The 20,983-nt window shown below is 62.7% G+C and carries 16 protein-coding genes; 10 read left to right on the top strand and 6 right to left on the bottom strand.

The annotated features are described in order from the left end of the window. Positions 1-29 precede the first annotated feature (29 nt). The 4 genes from gabP to proP all read left to right on the top strand — a co-directional run bounded on the left by gabP (position 30) and on the right by proP (position 5,242). Entirely contained in the window at positions 30-1,421 is a 1,392-nt protein-coding gene (gabP, locus tag JKP78_RS02705) for a GABA permease (RefSeq protein ID WP_200626015.1), read from the top strand. A gap of 87 nt (positions 1,422-1,508) precedes the next feature. Beyond that, complete coding sequence (locus JKP78_RS02700) at positions 1,509-2,402, top strand: PA4780 family RIO1-like protein kinase (RefSeq protein ID WP_200626014.1); 894 nt, start codon at positions 1,509-1,511, stop codon at positions 2,400-2,402. A gap of 207 nt (positions 2,403-2,609) precedes the next feature. Then, positions 2,610-3,584, top strand: a complete 975-nt coding sequence (gene hemB, locus JKP78_RS02695) for a porphobilinogen synthase (protein WP_186674304.1) — start codon at positions 2,610-2,612, stop codon at positions 3,582-3,584. Between the two features lie 155 nt (positions 3,585-3,739). Further along, positions 3,740-5,242: a glycine betaine/L-proline transporter ProP gene (gene proP / locus JKP78_RS02690; protein ID WP_170029704.1), complete on the top strand. Its 1,503-nt coding sequence runs from the start codon at positions 3,740-3,742 to the stop codon at positions 5,240-5,242. Here proP and JKP78_RS02685 read toward each other — a convergent pair whose 3' ends face one another. The 3 genes from JKP78_RS02685 to treS form a co-directional block, all read right to left on the bottom strand. After that, on the bottom strand, positions 5,243-5,944 hold the full coding sequence (locus JKP78_RS02685) for a YoaK family protein (RefSeq protein WP_170029705.1): 702 nt from the start codon (positions 5,942-5,944) through the stop codon (positions 5,243-5,245). It lies immediately after the preceding gene. 9 nt (positions 5,945-5,953) lie between these two features. After that, entirely contained in the window at positions 5,954-6,580 is a 627-nt protein-coding gene (locus JKP78_RS02680; protein ID WP_186684948.1) for a riboflavin synthase subunit alpha, read from the bottom strand. Between the two features lie 81 nt (positions 6,581-6,661). Continuing rightward, entirely contained in the window at positions 6,662-8,728 is a 2,067-nt protein-coding gene (treS, locus tag JKP78_RS02675) for a maltose alpha-D-glucosyltransferase (RefSeq protein ID WP_186684949.1), read from the bottom strand. A gap of 225 nt (positions 8,729-8,953) precedes the next feature. Between treS and icmH the strand changes: the two genes are divergently transcribed. From icmH to JKP78_RS02645, 6 genes are read left to right on the top strand one after another with little or no spacing between them, the layout of a single operon-like run. Next, the gene (icmH, locus tag JKP78_RS02670; protein WP_186684950.1) at positions 8,954-9,820 is read left to right on the top strand and encodes a type IVB secretion system protein IcmH/DotU; all 867 of its coding nucleotides are present in this window, start codon (positions 8,954-8,956) and stop codon (positions 9,818-9,820) included. 15 nt (positions 9,821-9,835) lie between these two features. Then, complete coding sequence (locus JKP78_RS02665) at positions 9,836-11,929, top strand: type VI secretion system Vgr family protein (RefSeq protein ID WP_200626013.1); 2,094 nt, start codon at positions 9,836-9,838, stop codon at positions 11,927-11,929. A gap of 14 nt (positions 11,930-11,943) precedes the next feature. Then, positions 11,944-12,852: a hypothetical protein gene (locus JKP78_RS02660; protein ID WP_325166767.1), complete on the top strand. Its 909-nt coding sequence runs from the start codon at positions 11,944-11,946 to the stop codon at positions 12,850-12,852. Further along, positions 12,849-16,076, top strand: a complete 3,228-nt coding sequence (locus JKP78_RS02655) for a T6SS effector BTH_I2691 family protein (RefSeq protein ID WP_200626011.1) — start codon at positions 12,849-12,851, stop codon at positions 16,074-16,076. Before JKP78_RS02660 ends, JKP78_RS02655 begins: the two co-directional genes overlap by 4 nt. Beyond that, positions 16,073-16,888 carry a DUF6708 domain-containing protein gene (locus tag JKP78_RS25010; protein WP_234454441.1) on the top strand — a complete coding sequence of 272 codons (816 nt, stop codon included), beginning with the start codon at positions 16,073-16,075 and terminating at the stop codon, positions 16,886-16,888. The genes JKP78_RS02655 and JKP78_RS25010 overlap by 4 nt, the downstream gene beginning before the upstream one ends. Beyond that, the gene (locus JKP78_RS02645; protein WP_186684954.1) at positions 16,885-17,142 is read left to right on the top strand and encodes a PAAR domain-containing protein; all 258 of its coding nucleotides are present in this window, start codon (positions 16,885-16,887) and stop codon (positions 17,140-17,142) included. Before JKP78_RS25010 ends, JKP78_RS02645 begins: the two co-directional genes overlap by 4 nt. 71 nt (positions 17,143-17,213) lie before the next feature. On the opposite strand, the gene JKP78_RS02640 is transcribed toward JKP78_RS02645, so the two are convergent. From JKP78_RS02640 to JKP78_RS02630, 3 genes are all read right to left on the bottom strand, one after another. After that, complete coding sequence (locus JKP78_RS02640; protein ID WP_200626010.1) at positions 17,214-18,062, bottom strand: TIGR03915 family putative DNA repair protein; 849 nt, start codon at positions 18,060-18,062, stop codon at positions 17,214-17,216. Continuing rightward, positions 18,053-19,273 carry a putative DNA modification/repair radical SAM protein gene (locus JKP78_RS02635; RefSeq protein ID WP_200626009.1) on the bottom strand — a complete coding sequence of 407 codons (1,221 nt, stop codon included), beginning with the start codon at positions 19,271-19,273 and terminating at the stop codon, positions 18,053-18,055. Before JKP78_RS02635 ends, JKP78_RS02640 begins: the two co-directional genes overlap by 10 nt. 140 nt (positions 19,274-19,413) lie before the next feature. Further along, a complete protein-coding gene (locus JKP78_RS02630) occupies positions 19,414-20,964 on the bottom strand; it encodes an ArnT family glycosyltransferase (RefSeq protein WP_189665706.1) in 1,551 nt (516 codons plus the stop codon). Between the last annotated feature and the right edge of the window lie 19 nt (positions 20,965-20,983).

The following is a 20,983-nucleotide window of genomic DNA, read 5'->3' as shown; positions in this document are numbered from 1 at the left end:
GGGCATGACAAAAACAACAAGGTAACGCCATGCAAACCCACAACAACAATTTGAGTCATGGATTGAAATCACGGCATGTCACCATGCTGTCCATCGCCGGCGTGATCGGTGCCGGCCTGTTCGTCGGCTCCGGCCGGGCGATCGCCGAAGCCGGGCCGGCCACCATCCTCGCCTATATCCTGGCCGGTGCCCTGGTGGTGCTGGTAATGCGCATGCTGGCGGAAATGGCGGTGGCCTCGCCGGACACCGGTTCGTTTTCCACCTATGCCGACCTCGCCATCGGCAAATGGGCCGGCTATACCATTGGCTGGCTGTACTGGTGGTTCTGGGTGCTGATCATCCCGATCGAGGCCAACATCGCCGCCACTATCATCAATTCCTGGGTTCCGCAGCTGGAAATCTGGGTGCTGTCGCTGGTCATCACCTTGCTGCTGACCGCTACCAACCTGTTCAGCGTAAAGAACTATGGTGAATTCGAGTTCTGGCTGGCGCTGGTCAAGGTGCTGGCCATCGTCGGTTTCATCGCGCTGGGGGTGTGCGCCATCTTCGGCCTGCTGCCGGGCTCTGGTGTCAGCGGCGTGTCGCGCCTGTGGGACACGGGCGGTTTCATGCCCAACGGCTTCGGCGCGGTGCTCAGTGCCATGCTCATCACCATGTTCTCGTTCCTCGGTGCCGAGGTGGTGACCATCGCCGCAGCCGAGTCCGACGAAGCGGGCAAGCACATCTCCAGGGCCACCAACTCGGTGATCTGGCGAATCACGCTGTTCTATATCCTGTCGATCTTCATCGTCATCGCCCTGGTGCCGTGGACTGACCCGCGCCTGGCCAGCGAAGGCTCCTATGTCACGGTGCTGGACACCCTCGGCGTGCCGCATGCCAAGGCGATCATCGACTTCGTCGTGCTGACTTCGGTCACCAGTTGCCTCAACTCGTCGCTGTACACCGCCTCGCGCATGGTCTATTCGCTGAGCCGCCGCGGTGATGCACCGGCCTGCGCCCAGCTGACCAGCCGCAGTGGCACGCCGGTGGTGGCGGTGTTGCTGTCCACCGGTGCGGCGTTCCTGGCGGTCATTGCCAACTACCTGGTGCCGGCCAAGGTATTCGGCTTCCTCATGGCCAGCTCCGGCGCGATTGCCTTGCTGGTGTACCTGGTGATTGCCATTTCCCAGTTGCGCCTGCGCCAGCGCCTGATTGCCCAGGGCAAGACCTTGGGTTACCGCATGTGGCTGTTCCCGTGGCTGACCTGGGCGGTGATCCTGTTCATCAGCGCGGTACTGGTGTTGATGTTGTTCCGCCCGGACCACCGCATAGAGGTCGTATCGACCATGGTACTGGCGCTGCTGGTGGTGTGTTCCGGCCTGCTGGTTACCCGGCGCCGGGCACGCGGGATGGTGCCAGGGGGTGTGGGGCAGGGCGCCTGACACAGGCGCGCTGAAGACAGGCGAGCAAGTCGCTGCCGGCTGTGAGAGGATGTCCCCCATCACAGCCAGGACCCCGAACGCAGCCTGATGAAGACACCGAAAAGAATCGAACCCCTGATCGAAGACGGCCTGGTCGATGAAGTACTGCGGCCGTTGATGAGTGGCAAGGAAGCTGCCGTGTATGTCGTGCGCTGCGGCAGCCAGGTACGCTGCGCGAAGGTATATAAAGAAGCCAGCAAGCGCAGTTTTCGCCAGGCTGCCGAGTACCAGGAAGGCCGCAAGGTCCGCAACAGCCGTCAGGCACGGGCCATGGCCAAGGGCAGCAAGTATGGCCGCAAGGAAGCCGAGGATGCCTGGCAGAACGCCGAAGTGGCGGCGCTGTTCCGGCTGGCCGCTGCTGGCGTACGCGTGCCACGGCCCTACGACTTCCAGGACGGCGTGCTGTTGATGGAGCTGGTGACCGACGCCGACGGCGATGCGGCACCGCGCCTGAACGATGTGCACCTGGAGGCCGAGGAAGCCCGCACCTTCCATGCCTTCGTCATCCGCCAGATCGTGCTGATGCTGTGTGCCGGGCTGGTGCATGGCGACCTGTCGGAGTTCAACGTGCTGCTCGGCTCCGACGGCCCGGTGATCATCGACCTGCCGCAGGCCGTGGATGCTGCAGCCAACAACCATGCCTTCAGCATGCTGCAGCGCGATGTGGCCAACATGGCGCACTATTTCGGGCGTTTTGCGCCGGAGCTGAAAAATACCCGGTACGCGCAGGAAATGTGGGCTTTGTACGAGGCGGGCGAACTGCGCTCGGACAGTCCGCTGACGGGGCTGTTCGATGACGACGAGCATGACGTCGATGTGGCCGGCGTGATGCGCGAGATCGATGCAGCCCGACGGGATGATGCGCGCCGGCGCGCCGCGCGGGCCGAGGCCGAGCAAGGGGTGGCCCGGGCAGAGGAGCCAGCGCCGCCCTGGCTTCAGTAACAGGTTGCCTGCAGTGGTTTCTTCGCGGGTAAACCCGCACCCACAAGTACAGCGCGAATCCTGTGGGAGCGGGTTTACCCGCGAAGAGGCTGGCACAGGAAAAATGCAGCCATTGCCTTTGACGCAAGACAATATCTCGTCATTTGGCCTTTTCACTGGCGCGCGACAGGCATAAGGTATACGCCGTTCAAATACCCTGGAGCAGTCATGTCCAACCAATTCCCGTCCGTTCGTCCTCGCCGCTTGCGCCAGAACGAGTCCCTGCGCACGATCTTCCAGGAAACCGAGTTCCGCCTTGAAGACCTGATCCTGCCAATCTTCGTCGAAGAAGGCATCGACGACTTCGTGCCGATCACCAGCATGCCGGGTGTCAACCGCATCCCGGAGAAGCTGCTGGCCCAGGAAATCGAGCGCTATGCCCGCGCCGGCATCAAGTCGGTGATGACCTTTGGCGTTTCGCACAACCTGGACGCCGTTGGCAGCGACACCTGGAACGAAAACGGCCTGGTTGCGCGGATGTCGCGGATCTGCAAGGACACCGTGCCGGAAATGGTAGTAATGTCCGACACCTGCTTCTGCGAATACACCAGCCACGGCCACTGCGGTGTGTTGCATGACCACGGCGTGGACAATGACGCCACACTCGCCAACCTGGGCAAGCAGGCGGTCATCGCCGCCGCTGCCGGTGCCGATTTCATCGCCCCTTCGGCGGCAATGGACGGCCAGGTGCAGGCCATCCGCAGCGCGCTGGACGGCGCCGGTTTCCATGACACCGCGATCATGGCCTATTCCACCAAGTTCGCTTCGTCACTGTATGGCCCGTTCCGCGAAGCCGGTGGTACCGCGCTGAAGGGCGACCGCAAGAGCTATCAGATGAACCCCATGAACCGCCGCGAAGCGGTGCGCGAGTCGTTGCTCGACGAGCAGGAAGGGGCCGACGTGTTGATGGTCAAGCCGGCCGGCGCCTACCTCGACGTGATTGCCGATATCCGTGCCGCCTCGCGCCTGCCGCTGGCCGCATACCAGGTCAGTGGCGAATACGCGATGATCAAGTTCGGCGGCCTGGCTGGCGCCATCGATGAAGGCCGGGTAGTGCGTGAAAGCATCGGCGCGATCAAACGTGCCGGTGCCGACCTGATCCTCACCTACTTCGCCATGGACCTGGCCCGCGACGGTATCTGACCGGGGTCTTTGCCCATGTAAGCCGCTGCCATCGCAGCGGCTTTCCTCCAATGCGCAGCAGCTGCCGAGAAAGCACGAAAAAGCAGTAAGCGCTGAATTATTTAGTGTCCCGTTGTATCTCATCCCTTAGAGCATTCATCGACAGGGATACGGACATGAAACCTCGCAAGAAAAGCGTCCAGCCAATCGGCCTCAAGGACATCACCATCGTCGACGACGCGAAGATGCGCAAGGCGATTACCGCAGCCGCCCTGGGCAATGCCATGGAGTGGTTCGATTTCGGTGTCTACGGCTTCGTCGCCTATGCCCTGGGCAAGGTATTCTTCCCCAATGCCGACCCGGGCGTGCAGATGATCGCGGCGTTGGCCACGTTCTCCGTACCGTTTCTGATCAGGCCATTGGGCGGGCTGTTCTTCGGTGCCCTGGGCGACCGTTTCGGGCGGCAGAAGATCCTCGCGGCAACCATCGTCATCATGTCGCTCAGCACCTTCGCCATTGGCCTGATACCGTCCTATGCCAGCATCGGCATCTGGGCGCCGATCCTGTTGCTGCTGGCGAAGATGGCCCAGGGCTTCTCGGTAGGGGGCGAATACACCGGCGCGTCGATCTTCGTCGCCGAATACGCGCCCGACCGCAAGCGCGGGTTTCTCGGCAGCTGGCTGGACTTTGGCTCGATTGCCGGGTTTGTGCTGGGGGCCGGCGTGGTGGTGCTGATCTCCACCGTGCTGGGTGAGGACAAGTTCCTCGAATGGGGCTGGCGCCTGCCGTTCTTCCTCGCCCTGCCGCTGGGCATCATCGGCCTCTACCTGCGCCATGCGCTGGAGGAGACCCCAGCCTTCCAGCAGCACGTCGACAAGCTGGAGCAAGGCGACCGCGAAGGGCTGGCCGCCGGGCCCAAGGTCTCGTTCAAGGAAGTCGCCACCCAGCACTGGCGCAGCCTGGTGACCTGCATCGGCGTGGTGATCGCCACCAACGTCACCTACTACATGCTGCTCACCTACATGCCCAGCTACCTGTCGCACAACCTGCACTACAGCGAAGACCATGGCGTGCTGATCATCATTGCGATCATGGTCGGCATGCTGTTCGTGCAGCCGATGATCGGCCTGCTCAGCGACAAGTTCGGCCGGCGACCGTTCATCATCGTCGGCAGTGTCGGCCTTTTCGTGCTGGCCATCCCTGCCTTCATGCTGATCAACAGCGGCGTGCTGGGGGTGATTTTTGCCGGGCTGCTGATCATTGCCGTGCTGCTGAACTTCTTCATCGGCGTGATGGCCTCGACACTACCGGCCATGTTCCCCACGCATATCCGCTACAGCGCCCTGGCCAGCGCCTTCAACATCTCGGTACTGATTGCCGGGCTTACACCGACCCTGGCGGCCTGGCTGGTGGAGAGCAGCGGCAACCTGTACATGCCGGCGTACTACCTGATGGTGATTGCTGCCGTGGGGCTGGTCACCGGCCTGACCATGAAGGAAACCGCCAACAAGCCGCTGCGCGGCGCGGCACCGGCCGCATCGGATATCGAGGAAGCGCGCGAGCTGCTGCAAGAGCACCATGACAATATCGAGCAGAAGATCGAGGACATCGATGCGCAGATTGCCGAGCTGGAGGCCAAGCGCAAGTTGCTGGTGCAACAACATCCGCGCATCGACTGATCAGCGTGGCATGTAGCCACGCTGCCAGGAGCGGGGAATGAAGCGCGACACCAGGGCCAGCACGCAGGCCAGCGAGCAGCTGCCGGCCAGCGCCTGCAGGCCCAGGCGTTGCTCCAGCCAGGCCCCCAGCGCAGCGCCTAGCAGCATGCCGGCCCACGGGACCAGTTGCACGCGCCAGCCGTTGCGCCGCTCACCCAACAGCCAGCGCCCCAAGCCGCGGCCGAAGCGTGACAGGGCGCCGGTGACGTAGGTCAGGCCGATCGGCAGGCCGTTCACCTGTTCGACCACGGCATTGATCATGCCCATGGCCAAGGTGGCGGCCAGCAGCGCCGGGAAGGTATTTGCCAAGCGCCAGCCAGCGGCGAAGGCCAGCAGTACGGCGACCACCAGCAGCACTGGCCAAGCCCGCCGGCGGAAGGCGCGCGCCAACAGCACACCCAGTGCGTTGCCGGCGACAAAGCCGAGGACGGCTCCGCTCAGGCGCAGCACCATGGCCAGGTCCGCTTCACTGATGGCCACCGCCAGGCGCGTGGTGTTGCCGCTCATGAACGAGACGAAGTCGCCCAGTGCCAGCAGGCCGATCGCATCGGTCATGCCGGCCAGTACCGACAGCCCGGCAACCAGGCCAAGGCCGACACGGCCACGCAGGATCTGCAGGCGCAGCCGCCGGGCCGTGCGTGCAGGAAGGGCGTTGGGCAGCATGCAGGTACCTCAGCGGGGCAATTCGCGGGCGAGGGTGCTCTTGATGGTGCGTTCTACCACATCCACCAGCACCATGGTCTGGTGGTCGACCTCGATATTCAGCAGTTCACCGACCTGGTAACGGGCGAAAGTGGTCTGGCGCAGGGTTTCGGGGATCAGGTTGATAGTGACCACGTTGTCTTCGACATCGGCGACCGTCAAGCTGCAGCCGTTGACCCCGATGAAACCGCGCGGGAACACGTACTTGCCCCATTGCGCGGGCATGCGGAACCGGATGAAGGCGCCGCTCGGCTGGATCGACAGCTCGACGATCTCGGCGGTGGTGGCGATGTGGCCTGCCATCAGGTGGCCGCCGACTTCGGCATTCATCTTCGCCGAACGTTCGATGTTGACACCCTGGCCCGCCTTGAAGAAGCGCAGGTTGGTACGCTCGAGGGTGGCGGTCATGGCGTCGAACCTGACCCGGCTGCCGTCAATCTCGGTGACCGAGAGGCAAGTCCCTTCGACACTGACGCTGGCGCCGATCTTCAGCTCGTCGAGCAACTCCGGGGTCAGGTCGATGGTGAACTGGTTGTGGCCCGGGTAGCTGGTCACTTCAAGCAGGGGGCGGACGGCCTGGACGATGCCGGTATACATGGGTTGCTCCTGGGCACAGAGAAAGAAAACTCCCGAACGCTATGCCCATGGCGCGGCAAATGCAAGAGCGGCCAGCCCGGTTCAGACATGCCCGCTGCTATTGACGATACGCAGGCACAGCGCCTCGTACGGGTCCAGGTTGACCATCAGCCGCCCGTCCTCGGTCAGGTCACCCTCGACCGTCTCATTGATCATGTCTACCACAGGCCCCGGGGTGAACCCGGTCAGCTGCAATTGCTCGGCAATCACTTCCCGGCCAAAGTTCAGCGCACTGATCTGGATGCCGCGCCCGGCCGGCAGCTCATGCACCATCACCAGCAACCCGGGGCTGCTGACGTCGGGTACCAGCAGCTGGCGGCTGCTGGCGATACCATAGGCCTGGCGCACCGCCAGCAGCTTTTTCACCTTGCAGGCGAACGAATCGCCGTTTTCCAGCTGGCTGTCCAGGCTGCCATACAGGGCCCGCGCCCGCGGCAGGCCACGCACCGATGCCTCGGCCTGGGGGGCGAGCCCGGCCAGGTCGTAAGCGCCCCGGTGAATCCAGCGGGTATCGCCATCCATCATCCGCTCTGCCACCGCTTCGGCGGGCAAGGGCAGGGCGCCCACCAGGTCCCAGCCGGACAGCGCCACGACCCCCGGTTGCATGGCGTTGTACATGACCAGCAACAAGTGCACCTTCTGGATCAGCTCGACCTCTGCCGGGCCGATCTGCCCAAGGTCGCGGATGCCCAGTGCCGCGGTGATCAGGCTGACCGTGGTGCAGGCGATGCCATTGGTGACGAAGCGCAGGTTGTAGGGCGCGTGTTCGCCCGACAGCCGCTCGTAGATTTCTTCGCGGATGTGCTCACGGAGGATGCCGCCAGGCAGGGTCTGGCCCTTGTACAGGTACATGTCATGGGCGTGCAGGGTCCAGAAATGCACCAGTTCCACGGTCACTTCGTCGTGGTTCTGCAGGGCATGGATCAGCGAGGCCGGGTCGATGCCGAAGGCATGCATCTCTTTCAGCATCAAGCGCAGGAACTCGGTGTCGCCGGTCAGCAGAGCATGCTGGTAGGCGGGCCGGGTGACGAAGTCATAGGACAGGTCGGCACCGCCCTTGGACATCTGCGCGATATCGTCGAGCGTCAGGTTCAGTTCCTGGAAACTGAAGCCGCCGGCCTTGCGGATCATGCCGCCGATCAGCTGGTTGCCGACCAGCGACAGTGGGTGGCTTTCCGACCAGGCTGTGCCGTTGGTACGCGTTTCCACGCCGAGGAAGCCGTTGGCATCCAGGCGCAGGCCGCGGGCCCCCAGGCAGTCCAGGGCGTGCAGGGCATCGCCAATGATCATTTGCTGGGCGGCGAAGGTCGGGTCCAGCCAGTTCAGTGACGGCTGGCCCTCCTTGAAGTAGTGCAGGTATACCCAGCGCCGCGTCTTGCCGTCCACCCCGGTCACCGGCGGCGTAGCGCTCCAGTCGGTTTCCTTCACACCCGGCTCGAAGAAGATCACCCGTTGCAGCTGGCCGACGATGTAATGCCGGGCCTTGAGTTCGTCACATTGTGCCGGCAGCAGGTTGACCGCGTCGCGTCCGGCCGGCACTTCGGGCAGCAGGGGCCAGTCTTCCTCGCGGATCTCGACCATGTGGTACAGCCCCGGGTAGGGGCCGTAGGCCAGCTCGGCCAGGCGGAAGTCGGCGCCCTTGCCAGTGTGCGAGGGAATCAGGTCGTCGATGGTCACGGCGTTGTGGGCGGCGGCCATGCGGCTCATCTGGATCAGCTCCTGCTCGCTGCCGTACAGCGGGTCGATGTCGAAGCTGATGCGGTCGAAGTTGCCGTCCACGCTGGGCGTGAGTTCGCGGCCTTGAATGCCGCCGGAGCGCTTGATCGGGCCGGTGTGCAGGCCTTGGATGCCGATCTCCGACAGGCGTTTCCACAGCGCTTCGTGGGCCAGGGCGCCGAGTACCGAACAGCCCTCGGGGGCGATGATGGCGTCAGGGTAGACCGTCAGCCAGACCGAGGCGATCTCGATGGCCCGGCGCGGCTGGGCTTCGGCGTAGGGCTGCTGCCACAGGCGCGACTGGCCTGCGTACAGGTGGGTACGCTGCTGGGCTGCCTGAAGCATGGCGCGCTCTTCGAGCCATTTGACATAGGACGGGTCGGGCTGGGTCATTGCGCTTCCTCATTGCGTTCACCGGCTCAGGTTATGACGGCTTTGCAGGCGGAACGTTTCACTTGGTTGCGTTCGTTGTCGCGATGCGTTTGGGGCCTGCACCCATGCCTGGAAACAGGCCGGTCGAAATGTCCTACAACGGCGCGGGAAGGCCCCGACTTCTCACAGAATGGCTTCCCCGATAGCGTTCATGTCTTCAGTCTGCTGGAAGACAAGGACCTTCTCATGCCCCGGCCACGCTCCATCCCGCCTGAAGAAATCGTGGGCGCCAAGGCCGCTCACGACGTCATGGAAAACAGCTTGCACACCATGCTCGAGGCCCCGCAGGAAGCTCACTCGCCCTACCTGGCTGCGGCAGCAGGGCTGGCAGGCTACCCGGCCGACCCTGAGTTCCAGCTACGTGGCGGCTTCGACAACCTGATGCTCGACGCGGCAAACCCGTTGTTCGGCCTGGTCATCCGCCTGCGCACCCTGGATGAACTGCCGAACATCGAATACGTGCACAAGACCCTGCAAACGCAGGTCAGCGCCATCCGCGAGGAAATCCAGCAGCACGGCTATGCCGAGGCGCATCTCGAAGTTTACTCCTACGCGCTGTGCCTATACCTGGACGAGGCGGTAATGAGCCGCCCCTGGGGCTGCAATTCGTGCTGGAGCCATGAACCGTTGTTGAGTGTGTTCCACCACGAAACCCACGGCGGCGAGAAAATCTTCGTGCTGCTGGAGCGGATGATGCAGTCGCCTGCAGAATTCCAGGATGTGCTGGAGTTCCTGTACTTCTGTTTCTGCCTGGGCCTGAAGGGCAAGTACGCGCTCGATCCCAAGGGCGATGACCTGATCAATGCGCTGATTTCACGCATGCACAAGGTACTTCGCGAACTGCGTGGTCCCACCCCCGAAAGCGTGTGCGACCCCTACACCAACATTGTCGATCGTCCCTATCGCCGGCGGCGCTGGAACTGGCCCTGGTGGAGCCCGCTGGTGGTGTCTGCCGTGGCCATGGTCTGTGCCTACTGCTACTACAGCTACCGCCTGAGCCTGATCACCAGCGAGGTTCTGGAGGCACTCGACAGCATCATCCTGCAGCCGTAGCCAGGGGAAACCTGCATGCCTAGCCAATCCGAGTTGCGTTTTACCTTTCAGCCGCTGGCGAGCCGGCTGGAGTTCGAAGTGGTTTCGTTCGAACACGACGAAGCGCTCAGCTCACCGTTCCAGCTGAGCCTGGAACTGATCAGTTTCGACAGCGACGTCGACTTCGGCGCGTTGCTCGACAAACCGGCATTGTTCACCCTGTGGCGCGGCGAACGCCCGCTACGTTATGTGCACGGCCTGGTCAGCCGCTTCAGCCAGGGCGAGACAGGCCACTTCCGTACCCGTTACCGCGCGCTGGTCGAACCCGCGCTGGTCGAACCCGCGCTGGCGCGGGCCGGGCTGCGTTCGAACTGGCGCATCTTCCAGCACAAGAGCGTGCCGCAGATCCTCGAACTGATGCTCCAGCGCCAGGGCATCAGCCGTTTTGAAATCAAGAGTATCGGCGCACATCAGGTGCGCGAGTTCTGCGTGCAGGCCGGTGAAACCGACCTCGATTTCATGGCCCGCCTGGCCGCCGAGGAGGGGTTCGTCTACCGCTTCGAACACACGCCGAAATATCACCAGCTGGTCATCAGCGACCGGCTGTTGGCGCTGGGTACGATCAGCCTCGGCGCCATAAAGCCGGATGAAGATGACGACGGTCTTCATGAAGCGGATGACATCGGTCCCGACCAGGTGCTGTACCGCGCCAACAGCGGTGGCGATCAGGCACGCCCGTGCCTGTGGAGCCTGCGCTACAGCGAACAGGTGCGTACCGCGAAGCAGGTGCAGCGGGACTACACCTTCACCCACCCACAGTACCGCCAGGAGCACAGCGCCGGTGACAGCAGCATCACCCACCAGTCGCTGGACTATGAGCGTTTCGACTACCCAGGCCGCTACAAGCGCGATGCGGTCGGTATCCCCTTCACCGCCACCCGCCTCACGGCCCTGCGCCATGACGCCCGCCTTGCCGAGGTGGAGGGTGACGATGTGCGCCTGCAACCGGGGTTGAGCTTCACCCTCGTCGAACACCCTCGCGAGGACCTCAATGTGCATTGGCGCACGATCCGCGTGCACCACCAGGGCACTCAGTTCACCAGCCTGCAGGAGGAGGCTGCTGGCAGTGCGCAAGGCACGCATTACCAGCAGGCAGCGGTGCTGGTGCCGGGAAGAACTGAGTGGCGCCCGGCACCGTTGCCCAAACCGCGTATCGACGGCCCGCACATGGCCACCGTCGTCGGCCCGCCTGGTGAAGAAATCCATTGCGACGAATGGGGGCGGGTCAAGGTCAGCTTCCCTTGGGACCGCGAGAGCCGGGACAACGAATTCAGTTCCTGCTGGGTGCGCGTTTCGCAGGGCTGGGCGGGCGGCAGCTGGGGCTCGATGGCCATCCCGCGCATCGGCCAGGACGTGATCATCCAGTATGTCAACAGCGACCCCGACCAGCCGCTGATCATCGGGCGGACTTACTGTGGCGACCAGCTGCCGCCCTATGACTTGCCCAAGCACAAGACGCGCATGACCATCAAGAGCCAGACGCACAAGGGCAAAGGCTTCAACGAACTGCGTTTCGAGGATGAACTGGGCAAGGAGGAGGTGTTCATCCACGCCCAGCGGGACCAGAACAATGTAGTTGGCAATGATGAGACCACGCGTGTCGGGCGCAACCGTGTCGAGCAGGTGGGGCATGACGAGCAATCCAGCATCGGCAATGACTTGCGCGAAGAGATAGGGCGCGACCATACCCGCTTGGTCGGGCAGACCTGCCGCATGGACATCAGGCAGGACCTGGTCGAGAAGGTCGGCAACAACCGGAGCGAATCAACGGGTGGCAATCAGCAGGTGTCTGTCGGCAATGACAGCGAGCTTGTCGTCAAAGGTATGCAAAAGGTCACTGTCGGGCGGGGTATGGAGCACCACACGACGATCTACCAGGTGCGGGCCAGCGAACGCATCGAATTCAGAACCGCGGGTGGCAGCATCATCCTGGATGAGCGAGGCATCACCATCAGTGGGCTGGCACTCGACCTGCAGGGGCAGGCCACGGCGGTCGCCAAAGGCGCAGGCGTTGCCCAGTCACTGTTGCTGACGCCGAACGCCAGCGACAAGTGTGAGGGCCAGCTCTGATGGACTGCGAAGGTTTGGCCAGCCTCATTGAAAAACAGTACGAGCCCCATTTGCATTGCCATGTGCTGATCGACCCGCTCGCAATTCCTGACAATGGCGACCACGCCTTGCTTGCGCAGCTGCGCAGCGCCTTGGGCGAAGGTGCACTGACCCAGGTGCCAAGGGCCGATCTAGCCCATGCGCCCCATTTGCATCCCGTCCTGGTTTGTCTGGCGATGCCTGGAACCGCGCCCAGTCGCTCATTGCTGGAACAGACAACGCGGGCAGCGCAGAAAGGTTTGTATCAGCGCCGGCGCTACCTGTGCGGCTGGCTGTTCAGTGAGGCGCCGTCGGCCACCATTGCTGTGCACCTGGCGGCCTTGTGCCGGTTACCCAATGGCAAAGGGGCATTCAGTTTCCATCCAATCTATGAACCGGTTCGCCTGGAGCTGCTTGCAGCGACCTACCAGCAGGTTGAGCACGGTCCTTGGTGGCCGATCGGCAAATGGTTGTTCCTGAGCAGTGGAGGACGGCTGGTAAACCTGAAAGGGCAGGGTAAGCAGCGTCATCCCCTGCCAGCGCCTGCCCAGCGGATCCAGGAGGATGCGGCGCTGGTAGAGCGTGTGCTGGGCATCTGGAAAGTGTTGCGAGCGGGAGCGAGCGACGCCTACCCCTGTGCGATTCCGCCGTTTGCCGCCGTGCGTGCATCGAACCACATCGATGATGCGCGGGCGCTGGGGTTGAGCGAAGCGGAGGATATCGTGGTTTTTGCCCTCCATCAGCTGTGTGTGCATCCCGAGTTGCGCAACATTGCTGCGGTTCGTGAACTGATCAGCTCAGTCGTTCGGCAACAGCGTCCCCTTGCACCTGCACTGGCGTGTTACTCCGAGGAGCAATGGCGCCGGCTGACCGAATTCCTGCCGAAATCCGAGAGTCGCCCATGAGCATCAGTCAACGCATCGCCATCGCCGCAGCCGAAGCCGGCCTGCCGCACGACCAGTGCATGTCCTGTGAACGCCAGGGCCTGCCGATCCTGCCGCTGCGCCGCGCGCTGGTGCCAGACACCCGCCCCGAGTGTGTCGTCACCGTCGCGGATAACCTGCATATCTCGACCAGGATCGGCCTGCGCACCTTGCGCATGGGCTACCTGTACGTGTTGCTCGACCAGCAGGTCTGGCAGGCCTATGCCGTCAGCGCACAGGGCCATTTGCGCCGCTTCAACCCCTACGAGCCACCGGATGGCCCGCCAAGGCCACTGCCGGAAAAGTGCGTGCATGAAGACCATGACATCCCCTCGGCCTTTCTCAACATCGACACCGACCGATACAGCAGCGCCTGGCTGGCCTTTTCCAGCGACGCCTGGCCGGTCAGTGTGCTGAACGCCTACAAGCGGGGCCAGGCGCCGGCGCAGCGTTTCGAAGGGCTGGACCTGATCCAGGCGCGCAACCATCCCGAACTGCTGGGCATCGCCATGACGCCCGACAACTTGCAGGTCGACAAGCAGGTTTTCGAGTACGCACAGCAGGCGTGTTCCCCGTTCGACAGCGCGCACGGTTTCCACAGCCGCTGGCTGCGCCGGTTCGCCCTGCGTGGCTACCTGATCAATGCGATGAACCGCCACCAGCTGGAAAACGGCGTGCTGGCCGTGGTGCTCGACGACACCGTCGGGCTGATCCAGGAATACAACCATCAGCGCCTGAATTGGGTACTGAAGCGTCAGGCCTGGCGCGAAGAGCCGATGCGGGCCTATCAGCTGCAGACCTCGCAGATCCTGCAGATCATTCGTGCCACCAACAGGGAACGGGCCGCGCAGGAAGTGCCGTCGCTGGAGCCGATGACCGGTGATGGCCCCCCGGTGTTCACCGACCCGGCAGTCGCGCGACAACAGTTGGTCGAGCGTGCGCAGCAGGCGAGTGACGAGCGGCTGGAGCAGCGTTACCACGAACCGCAGCGCGCGGCGTTCCAGGCGGCTTACGACCAGCAGGAAGGCGAGTTTCAGCGTTACATCGACCAGGACGCGCAGGCGTACGTTGCCTTGTTCGATACGCCCATGTTCAAGGTGGTCGAGGCGTACGACTACGACGGTAACGACCGCGAATCCGGCGTGGCGTATGCCAAGACCCTGGCGCTGTGCCTGGGCGGAGGTGTTACCGAAGCCATGGTGCCGGCCACTGAGTCGCGTATTCCTGCAGCGGGAACCAGCGAGGCCCTCTGGCTGAAATGGCTGCAGGACCCTGACAGCCCACCCTACCGCGCCTTGTTGATGCGCGACCGGGCGTTGCTGGCCGGGTTGCTGCCGAGCTTTGCCGCTGACGGCGGCATCAACTGGAACGACAGTGACAAGCTCTACAGCATGCTGAGCAAGATCATTGCCAGCGACGACGCCGGCTTGCGCCTGCGCACTACCCTCAAGCAGGCCATCGCCGAAACGCAAAGCGCGCTCAACGCGGCCAGCCAGCGCCTGGCGCCCTGCCTGTCGCCTGGCATCCGGAAAGCCGTGCGGCATCTGAACAGCGCCACGCAGTATCTCTACAACGGCGTGCAGTTGATCGAGCTGGAAGTGAAGATGAAGCTGGGCGAGTACTACGCCCTGCAGAGCCAGCATTTGCGGGAATTACAGCACAAGGCCAACGCCTCCATTGCCGCGGCGCGGGACCGGATGCAGCGCAACCTTGACGATTTCGAGTTTGGCTCGATGAAGTCGATGCGCAAGGTGCGGCCGATCATCCAGCACGGGCTGATGAGCCTGGCCGTGCTCGACCCGCGCTTCACCCACACGATGATCAGCGTGACGGTTTGGGTCGAGGGCACCGCCGAAGAGGTGCATGGGCGGTTGTTCAAGGAAGCCCGCATTGGCGTGAACCAGGCGAGCAGCGCGGCGCAGCTTGCCCTGGTGGATATCTCGGTGGCGGCGGGGACGTTGGAAAGTGATGCGCGCAGGTTGTTGCACGGCATGAAGATCACCTCGCAGCAGGCGGCGCGATTGGTAAGGACTGGGTTTTCCGGGTTGCGCGGGGTGGCTGGCAGCTGGGAACTCCTGCTGGCGATAGGTGGGTTGTATCTGCAGCAGGACAGCCTGGGTAGGAATCAGGAAAAGGCGGAAGAGGAAATTGGGCCGAAGGCGCATGAGGCCAAGTTGGCGTTGCAAGGATCTCAGTTGGGCGTGTTGGGAGGGCAAATTGAGCTGGTGGGGCTCATTTTGAGGGCAAGTACCCAGCATATTGGCAAACCGTGGGCTAAAAGTGCGTCAGGTACTGGAGTGTCGCTGATAAAATTCGGTGCCATGATAAGTGCGATAGCTGGGGTCTTTGACACGGCACAAGCATTTTCCGCGGCTAAACGTGCACGAGCAACTGGGGATAAACTATCAGAGGCATATTATTCATTTGCAGGTCTTGCGTACTTTTCCTCAACCGGCATGTTTGTCTATGCAGTATTTAAGCCCGCACTGTTAGGCCCTTTAGGTCTGGCTATAACACTGGCACTTATTGCTTACGCCCTGGCCAAGTCAGCTGGCGAAAGCGAATCTACTGCGTTTGAACGGTGGGCGCGACGTTGCTGTTTTGGGAAGGCTGACGAAAAGCCTGCTGTACATTGGGCTTCTCCTGAATATACAGACATTGCATTTGCAGAGCTTAATGCGGCTACGCTCGGCATGCGTGCGGGGATCCACTTTGAATCCAAACGCTCGAACGATCCAGCGGGTTCTAAGATAGGCGGCCTAGTCAATGTCGAGTTAGAACGCAAACTTAAATTCCAAATCGTATTACCTAAATATGATGACGAGCACTCGGCTTTTCGTTGGGTTGTAATAGTGCATCGTCAAGGTGACGGGACTTTCCCCGATTTCATTGGTGGTGAGACACTGTTGGTAGAAGAGCATCAAGCTGTCTCGATTGAGGCGCTCACGCCATCCTCGAAATTTTCCGACTTTTCCAAGCCACGTCAGCCTGACTATAAAAGTGAATTTTCGTTGAATAGAAATCGACAGACGTCAGGCTCAGGTGACCTCGCAACGACTTGGCTGGAAACCACTGGCACGTTAGAGCTGACGACGTCTATTGGGTCGCATACAATTAGAGCCGCAACATTGCTGGTGAGTTATTGGCCAGATAGAAGGATGCCAGATGCGTATGTTGAGGTCTGCATCAAGGAAGTCAATGAATGAAAAATAAGTCCAGGATTCTTTCGGAGCGGGCTTTGTGTTGGAGTTATGATCTGCCTGGCGTTGGTTCGGATGCAGTTCCACGCTTAAGCTTTGAAGATATAGATCCGTCCCCAAATTATTGTGACGATGTATTCCTAGAACTTCCCCGAGCCACTGTCAGTTTGCGTGGTATCGCAGTACTGATAGGTGGGCCGATCCTGGCTTTTTCTATAGTTGCATTTATCTATATGCACTGGAGGTTTGTAGATGTCTACTGGTCGGATAATTGGGTCGTTGACATCCTCGTATCGCTAGCGCTTCTGGTTGGCATGTGGGCTACTGCGACATATGTAAAGATGGACCTGCTGCTCCCACGGGACGAACCCATCCGCTTCAACCGTTTGCGACGCAAAATCTATCTCTATCAATTCAGATTCCACTATATCTATTTGTTTAGCCGCAAACACTGGGGCGTCAAACCGGTCGCCTACAACTGGGACGACGTAACCGCCGAAGTCTACCGAGTCTACGCCCCCGGCCACGGTGGCCTGATCGAAAACGTCATGCTGTCGGTCCGCAACCCAGACACCAACGAAGTCATCGACCGCGTGTTCTTCACCCATGACCTCCGCCACGGCGAAGCCTACTGGGCCATCGCCCGGCTGTTCATGCAACAAGGCCCTGAAGCGCTGCCGAAGTTCGTCCATCCACCCCGTGACTGGAACGATGACGATGGCCTGAGCCACATGCATTGCCTTGCACCAAAGGTTCTTTGGCCGCAAGACATTGACCGTGAATCTCGAACTGCCCCGTGTGAAGGTGAGGCCCGATGAAACCCGTGATACTCGTAGGCCATCGGCATGTCTGCCCGCTGCATGGCAGCAACCAGGTGGAAAGCGGCAGTTCCGCGTACACTTTCAATGGCAGGCCGGTTGCCAGAGTGGGGGACCGCACCACGTGTGGCGCTGTAATAATCAGCGGTGCCGCGAACTTTCTGATTGAAGGTGCAGCCGTGGCGCGCAAGGGGGATCGAACCGACCACGGTGGCGTGCTGGAAGGGGGCGATGCGGGCTGGATGCTGGATTGACGCTGACGGCTTACCAGGGGACCTGTGGCAACCCAACCACCGTGCCGCCTGTTTCGCGGGCGAGCCCGCTCCTACACCGACCGTGTTGGCTTGCTGATTTGTTTGCCAGCCTGCGCTGCCACTTCCAGCGCCTGGCCGTCGCGTTGCTTGCCCTGGCGCGCCAGACCTTCGAGTTGGGGTATCAACATGCCCTCTGGCAAGTGTCGCCAGAACCGTCCCGGCATGTGCAGACGCAAGGCATCGGGGTTGAGGCGGGCAGGGTTGAAGGTATGGCGGTAATAGGTGCGCCATAGCTCGGCACCCGGGTCATCGGCGTTGCGCGCCCAGTGGCGCCAGCTGTCGGGGCATTGCCGGTGGTATTCGAACGCCTGGCCGTCGAAGCGTATGCCATCGCCTGGGGTGGCGATCAACCAACGCAGGCGCCCCAGGCGGTCGGCGAAGTGCGGGCTGGCGCTTTCGAGGATGTCATGGGCCGGCTCGTGGTAAGCCACAAGGTCCAGCTGCAGGTGGGCCGCCACGGCGTCCGGCAATGGCACGAAGCGGACAAAGGCGTGCAGGTGGTGCGCCTCGCGGCTGACCTGCTTGATCCGCCGATGCAGTTCGCTGCCCAGCCGATCCCCCGCCAGCATTGCGGTGCGGTCGCCGTGGGCCACACGCCAGAGCACCTCATACAGCAGGTTCCAGCGTTGCTCGCCACGGTAGCGGGCGGCCTGTTCCAGCAGGGTCAGCAGCGGCGCCGGTACCTTGGCCCGGAAAGGACCAGGGCCTTCCGGGAGCGGAGTGGGTACGGCCAGCAAGTCAGCCATCGGCCCCTGCGACCAAGTGACCTCCGCAGGGTCGATACCATGCCCCAACAGTACGCGCGCCTGCTCACGCCAGGTTGCGAACAGGTCATCGCAGTCCAGCGCGATCATCCCCACAACCCCATCTGTACCGGTGCCTGTGGCTCCCGTAGACGGGCTCGCAACAGGCCGCTGCGCAGTTCGGCCTGGGCCGGACGGTAGTCGCTGGTGACAATGAACGGCCGCGCCTTGTCCAGCACACAACGCAACTGGATCAAGTCGTCATAGCGAATGCGCCGCTCGTGTCGCAACGCGACCAGGCGCTGTACGCTACGCAGGCCGATACCCGGGATGCGCGCCAGCAGTGCCGGTTCTGCGCGGTTCACATCCAGCGGGAAGACCTCACGGTTGGCCAGTGCCCAGGCCAGCTTGGGGTCGATGTCCAATGCCAGGTTATCACCCTGGCCGAGCAGCTCCCCGGCCTGGTAGCCATAACCACGCAACAGGAAGTCGGCCTGGTACAGGCGGTGTTCGCGCAGCAGCGGCGGTGCCGCCAACGGCACGCTGCCCGGGCTGTCGGGGATCGGGCTGAAGGCGGAGTAGTATACGCGCTTGAGGCCGTAGCCCTGGTACAGCGACTCGGCATTGCGCAGCAGGGTGCTGTCGTCGGTATTGTCGGCACCAACAATCACTTGGGTACTCTGCCCGGCGGGGGTGAAGCGCGGGGCCTTGGGTTCGTTGGCCACGGCTTGCTGGCCCTGGTGGATGACGCCCATGGCCTGGCGAATGGTGTGGGCCTGCTTTTCCGGCGCCAGGCGCTTGAGGCTGGCGTCGGTGGGCAGTTCGATGTTGACACTGAGGCGGTCGGCCAGGCGACCGGCCTCTTCGATCAACAGCGGGTCGGCATCGGGAATGGTCTTGAGGTGGATGTAGCCACGGAAGTGGTGTTCCTCACGCAATAGCCGGGCCACGCGGATCAACTGCTCCATGGTGTAGTCGGCCGAGCGGATGATGCCGGAACTGAGGAACAGGCCGCTGATGCAGTTGCGCCGGTAGAAATCCAGGGTCAGGCGCACCACTTCCTCGGGGGTGAAACGGGCGCGGGGCACGTTGCTGGAGCGGCGGTTCACGCAGTACTGGCAGTCGTACAGGCAGAAGTTGGTCAGCAGCACCTTGAGCAGCGACACGCAGCGGCCGTCGGGGGTGTAGCTGTGGCAGATGCCCATGCCGTTGGTGGCACCCAGGCCATCACCGCCCCGCGAATTGCGCTTGGGCGCGCCGCTGCTGGCGCAGGAGGCGTCGTACTTGGCGGCGTCGGCGAGGATGCCGAGTTTGGCAATGAGTTGCATGGCGTCATACCGTATACTGATTATTCATACAGTATTTTGAGAAGGCGCCGATTGCAAGTGCATTTGAAGTCCAGGCGATCATAGTGTCCTGTGCCACTCGCCCGAACGGTCACCTCAACCGCGCGCAGAAGGTGTGGCGCTCAATACTCCTGCCAGCGTCGCGTCGCTGCACCCTGGGGTTGCGGCGGGTTACTGGCAGGGCTCGCCCAGGCGAAGTGATAGACATGGCTGGGCGCTGCTGCTTGGCATTGGCCAGTGTCTGCATCGGCGGCGACCACATACCACTCGGCGCGCGAGGTTTCGCCGAGCCTGCGCGCCTTCTCGGCACTGAAGCAGCGGCCCAGTGCGGAGCCCGGGATCAAGGCGTAGGCTGCAGGATGCTGGCGCAGCCAGTAGGCGGCCGCATCTGCCCTGGATTGCCCGCTGAAGCCGAAATGCACGATAGGTTGCCGGGCAAACAGCCAGTGCCCCTCGCGCCAGTCAACCAGCACCAGTTCGGCTCCGCTGGTGACGCGCGCGGCTTCGCTCATCAAGGTGTCATGTGGGTTGCGGCCTTCTTGCAATGGCTCGACCCAGCCGCGCGCGAACCATAGCGCGAACCATGCCAGGGCTACGGCGGTGAACCCCTTGCGCCAGGCCGGCCGGCGCTGTAGCCAGCGTTTGAGCAGCCAGGGCAGCAGCGGCGCGATGGCCAGCACCAGGCCCGGCAGTGCCGGGAAGATATACAGCTTGCGCTTGCCGCTGCTGAGGCTGAAGAACAACAGCACCAGCGCTACCCAGCCGAGCAGCAACAGAAAGCGCCCGTCGCGCTTGTGCAGTTGCCGATACCAGGCCGGTACCAGCCAGGGCAAGGCCAGCACCAGCGGCAGCCAGTACTTGGGGATGACCTTGACGAAGAAGTACCAGAACGGCTCACGGTGGTCCCAGGCATTGGCATAGCGGCTGGCGGTCTGGCGCAGCAGGATTTCCTTCAGGTAGGCCAGTTCTGCCGCGCCGCCGCCCTGGGCAATCGACACCAGCAGCGGCAACAGCCACACCGCGCAACCGGCCAGCAGGCATAACAAGCCCAGGCTCCAGCGCCGGGCCTGGCCGGGCATCACCACCACGCCGTGCCAATGCTGGCGCACCGCCCAGGCATACGGCAGCAGTACCAGCGCTGGGACAAAGCCCACGCCCTTGCTGATGATACCCAGGCCCATCGCCGCGCAAGCCAGGTAGAACCAGCCCCAGGCCGGCCCCAGCAGCAGGTGGCGCAACAGGCCATAGAGGCCCAGCGCCACCCACAGGCACAGGAAGCTGTCGATCTGCCCGGTGCGCAGGATGCTGTAGCTTTGGTAGGTCGCCAGGAACAGCAGAGCAGCGATCACCCCGACACGCCGGTTCCACAGGCGCCGCCCCAGGTCGTGCAGCACCCAGGTGATGGTCGCTGCCGATAACAGTCCGGGCAGGTACAGGGCGATGCTGGGCGTGCCGGTCAGGTTGGCGAAGAGGGCTACGGTCCACATGAACAGCGGCGGCTTGTCACCATAGATTTCTGCCGCCCGGTGCGGGATGAACCAGTGGCCGCTGTGCAGCATTTCCAGGGCAACGCCGAGGAAGCGCTCCTCATCCACATTCATCGGCTGGCGCCAGCCGATACCGGCACCCACCAGCAGCAGCGCCAGGGCCATCAGGGCCAGGCGTTCGGCCATGAGCGAGTCGAACCTTGGC

Source organism: Pseudomonas sp. LAM2023 (assembly GCF_016620375.1).
Taxonomy (GTDB): domain Bacteria; phylum Pseudomonadota; class Gammaproteobacteria; order Pseudomonadales; family Pseudomonadaceae; genus Aquipseudomonas; species Aquipseudomonas anuradhapurensis.
This window is presented reverse-complemented; position numbering and strand designations above follow the sequence as displayed.

Excerpts from the sequence above, each read along its gene's own strand:
- hemB (WP_186674304.1), top strand. The coding sequence starts at position 2,610 with ATGTCCAACCAATTCCCGTCCGTTCGTCCTCGCCGCTTGCGCCAGAAC.
- gabP (WP_200626015.1), top strand. The coding sequence starts at position 30 with ATGCAAACCCACAACAACAATTTGAGTCATGGATTGAAATCACGGCAT.
- JKP78_RS02665 (WP_200626013.1), top strand. The coding sequence starts at position 9,836 with ATGCCTAGCCAATCCGAGTTGCGTTTTACCTTTCAGCCGCTGGCGAGC.
- JKP78_RS02655 (WP_200626011.1), top strand. The coding sequence starts at position 12,849 with ATGAGCATCAGTCAACGCATCGCCATCGCCGCAGCCGAAGCCGGCCTG.
- JKP78_RS02630 (WP_189665706.1), bottom strand. The coding sequence starts at position 20,964 with ATGGCCGAACGCCTGGCCCTGATGGCCCTGGCGCTGCTGCTGGTGGGT.
- JKP78_RS02680 (WP_186684948.1), bottom strand. The coding sequence starts at position 6,580 with ATGTATACCGGCATCGTCCAGGCCGTCCGCCCCCTGCTTGAAGTGACC.
- proP (WP_170029704.1), top strand. The coding sequence starts at position 3,740 with ATGAAACCTCGCAAGAAAAGCGTCCAGCCAATCGGCCTCAAGGACATC.
- JKP78_RS02645 (WP_186684954.1), top strand. The coding sequence starts at position 16,885 with ATGAAACCCGTGATACTCGTAGGCCATCGGCATGTCTGCCCGCTGCAT.
- treS (WP_186684949.1), bottom strand. The coding sequence starts at position 8,728 with ATGACCCAGCCCGACCCGTCCTATGTCAAATGGCTCGAAGAGCGCGCC.
- JKP78_RS02685 (WP_170029705.1), bottom strand. The coding sequence starts at position 5,944 with ATGCTGCCCAACGCCCTTCCTGCACGCACGGCCCGGCGGCTGCGCCTG.
- icmH (WP_186684950.1), top strand. The coding sequence starts at position 8,954 with ATGCCCCGGCCACGCTCCATCCCGCCTGAAGAAATCGTGGGCGCCAAG.
- JKP78_RS02635 (WP_200626009.1), bottom strand. The coding sequence starts at position 19,273 with ATGCAACTCATTGCCAAACTCGGCATCCTCGCCGACGCCGCCAAGTAC.
- JKP78_RS25010 (WP_234454441.1), top strand. The coding sequence starts at position 16,073 with ATGAAAAATAAGTCCAGGATTCTTTCGGAGCGGGCTTTGTGTTGGAGT.
- JKP78_RS02700 (WP_200626014.1), top strand. The coding sequence starts at position 1,509 with ATGAAGACACCGAAAAGAATCGAACCCCTGATCGAAGACGGCCTGGTC.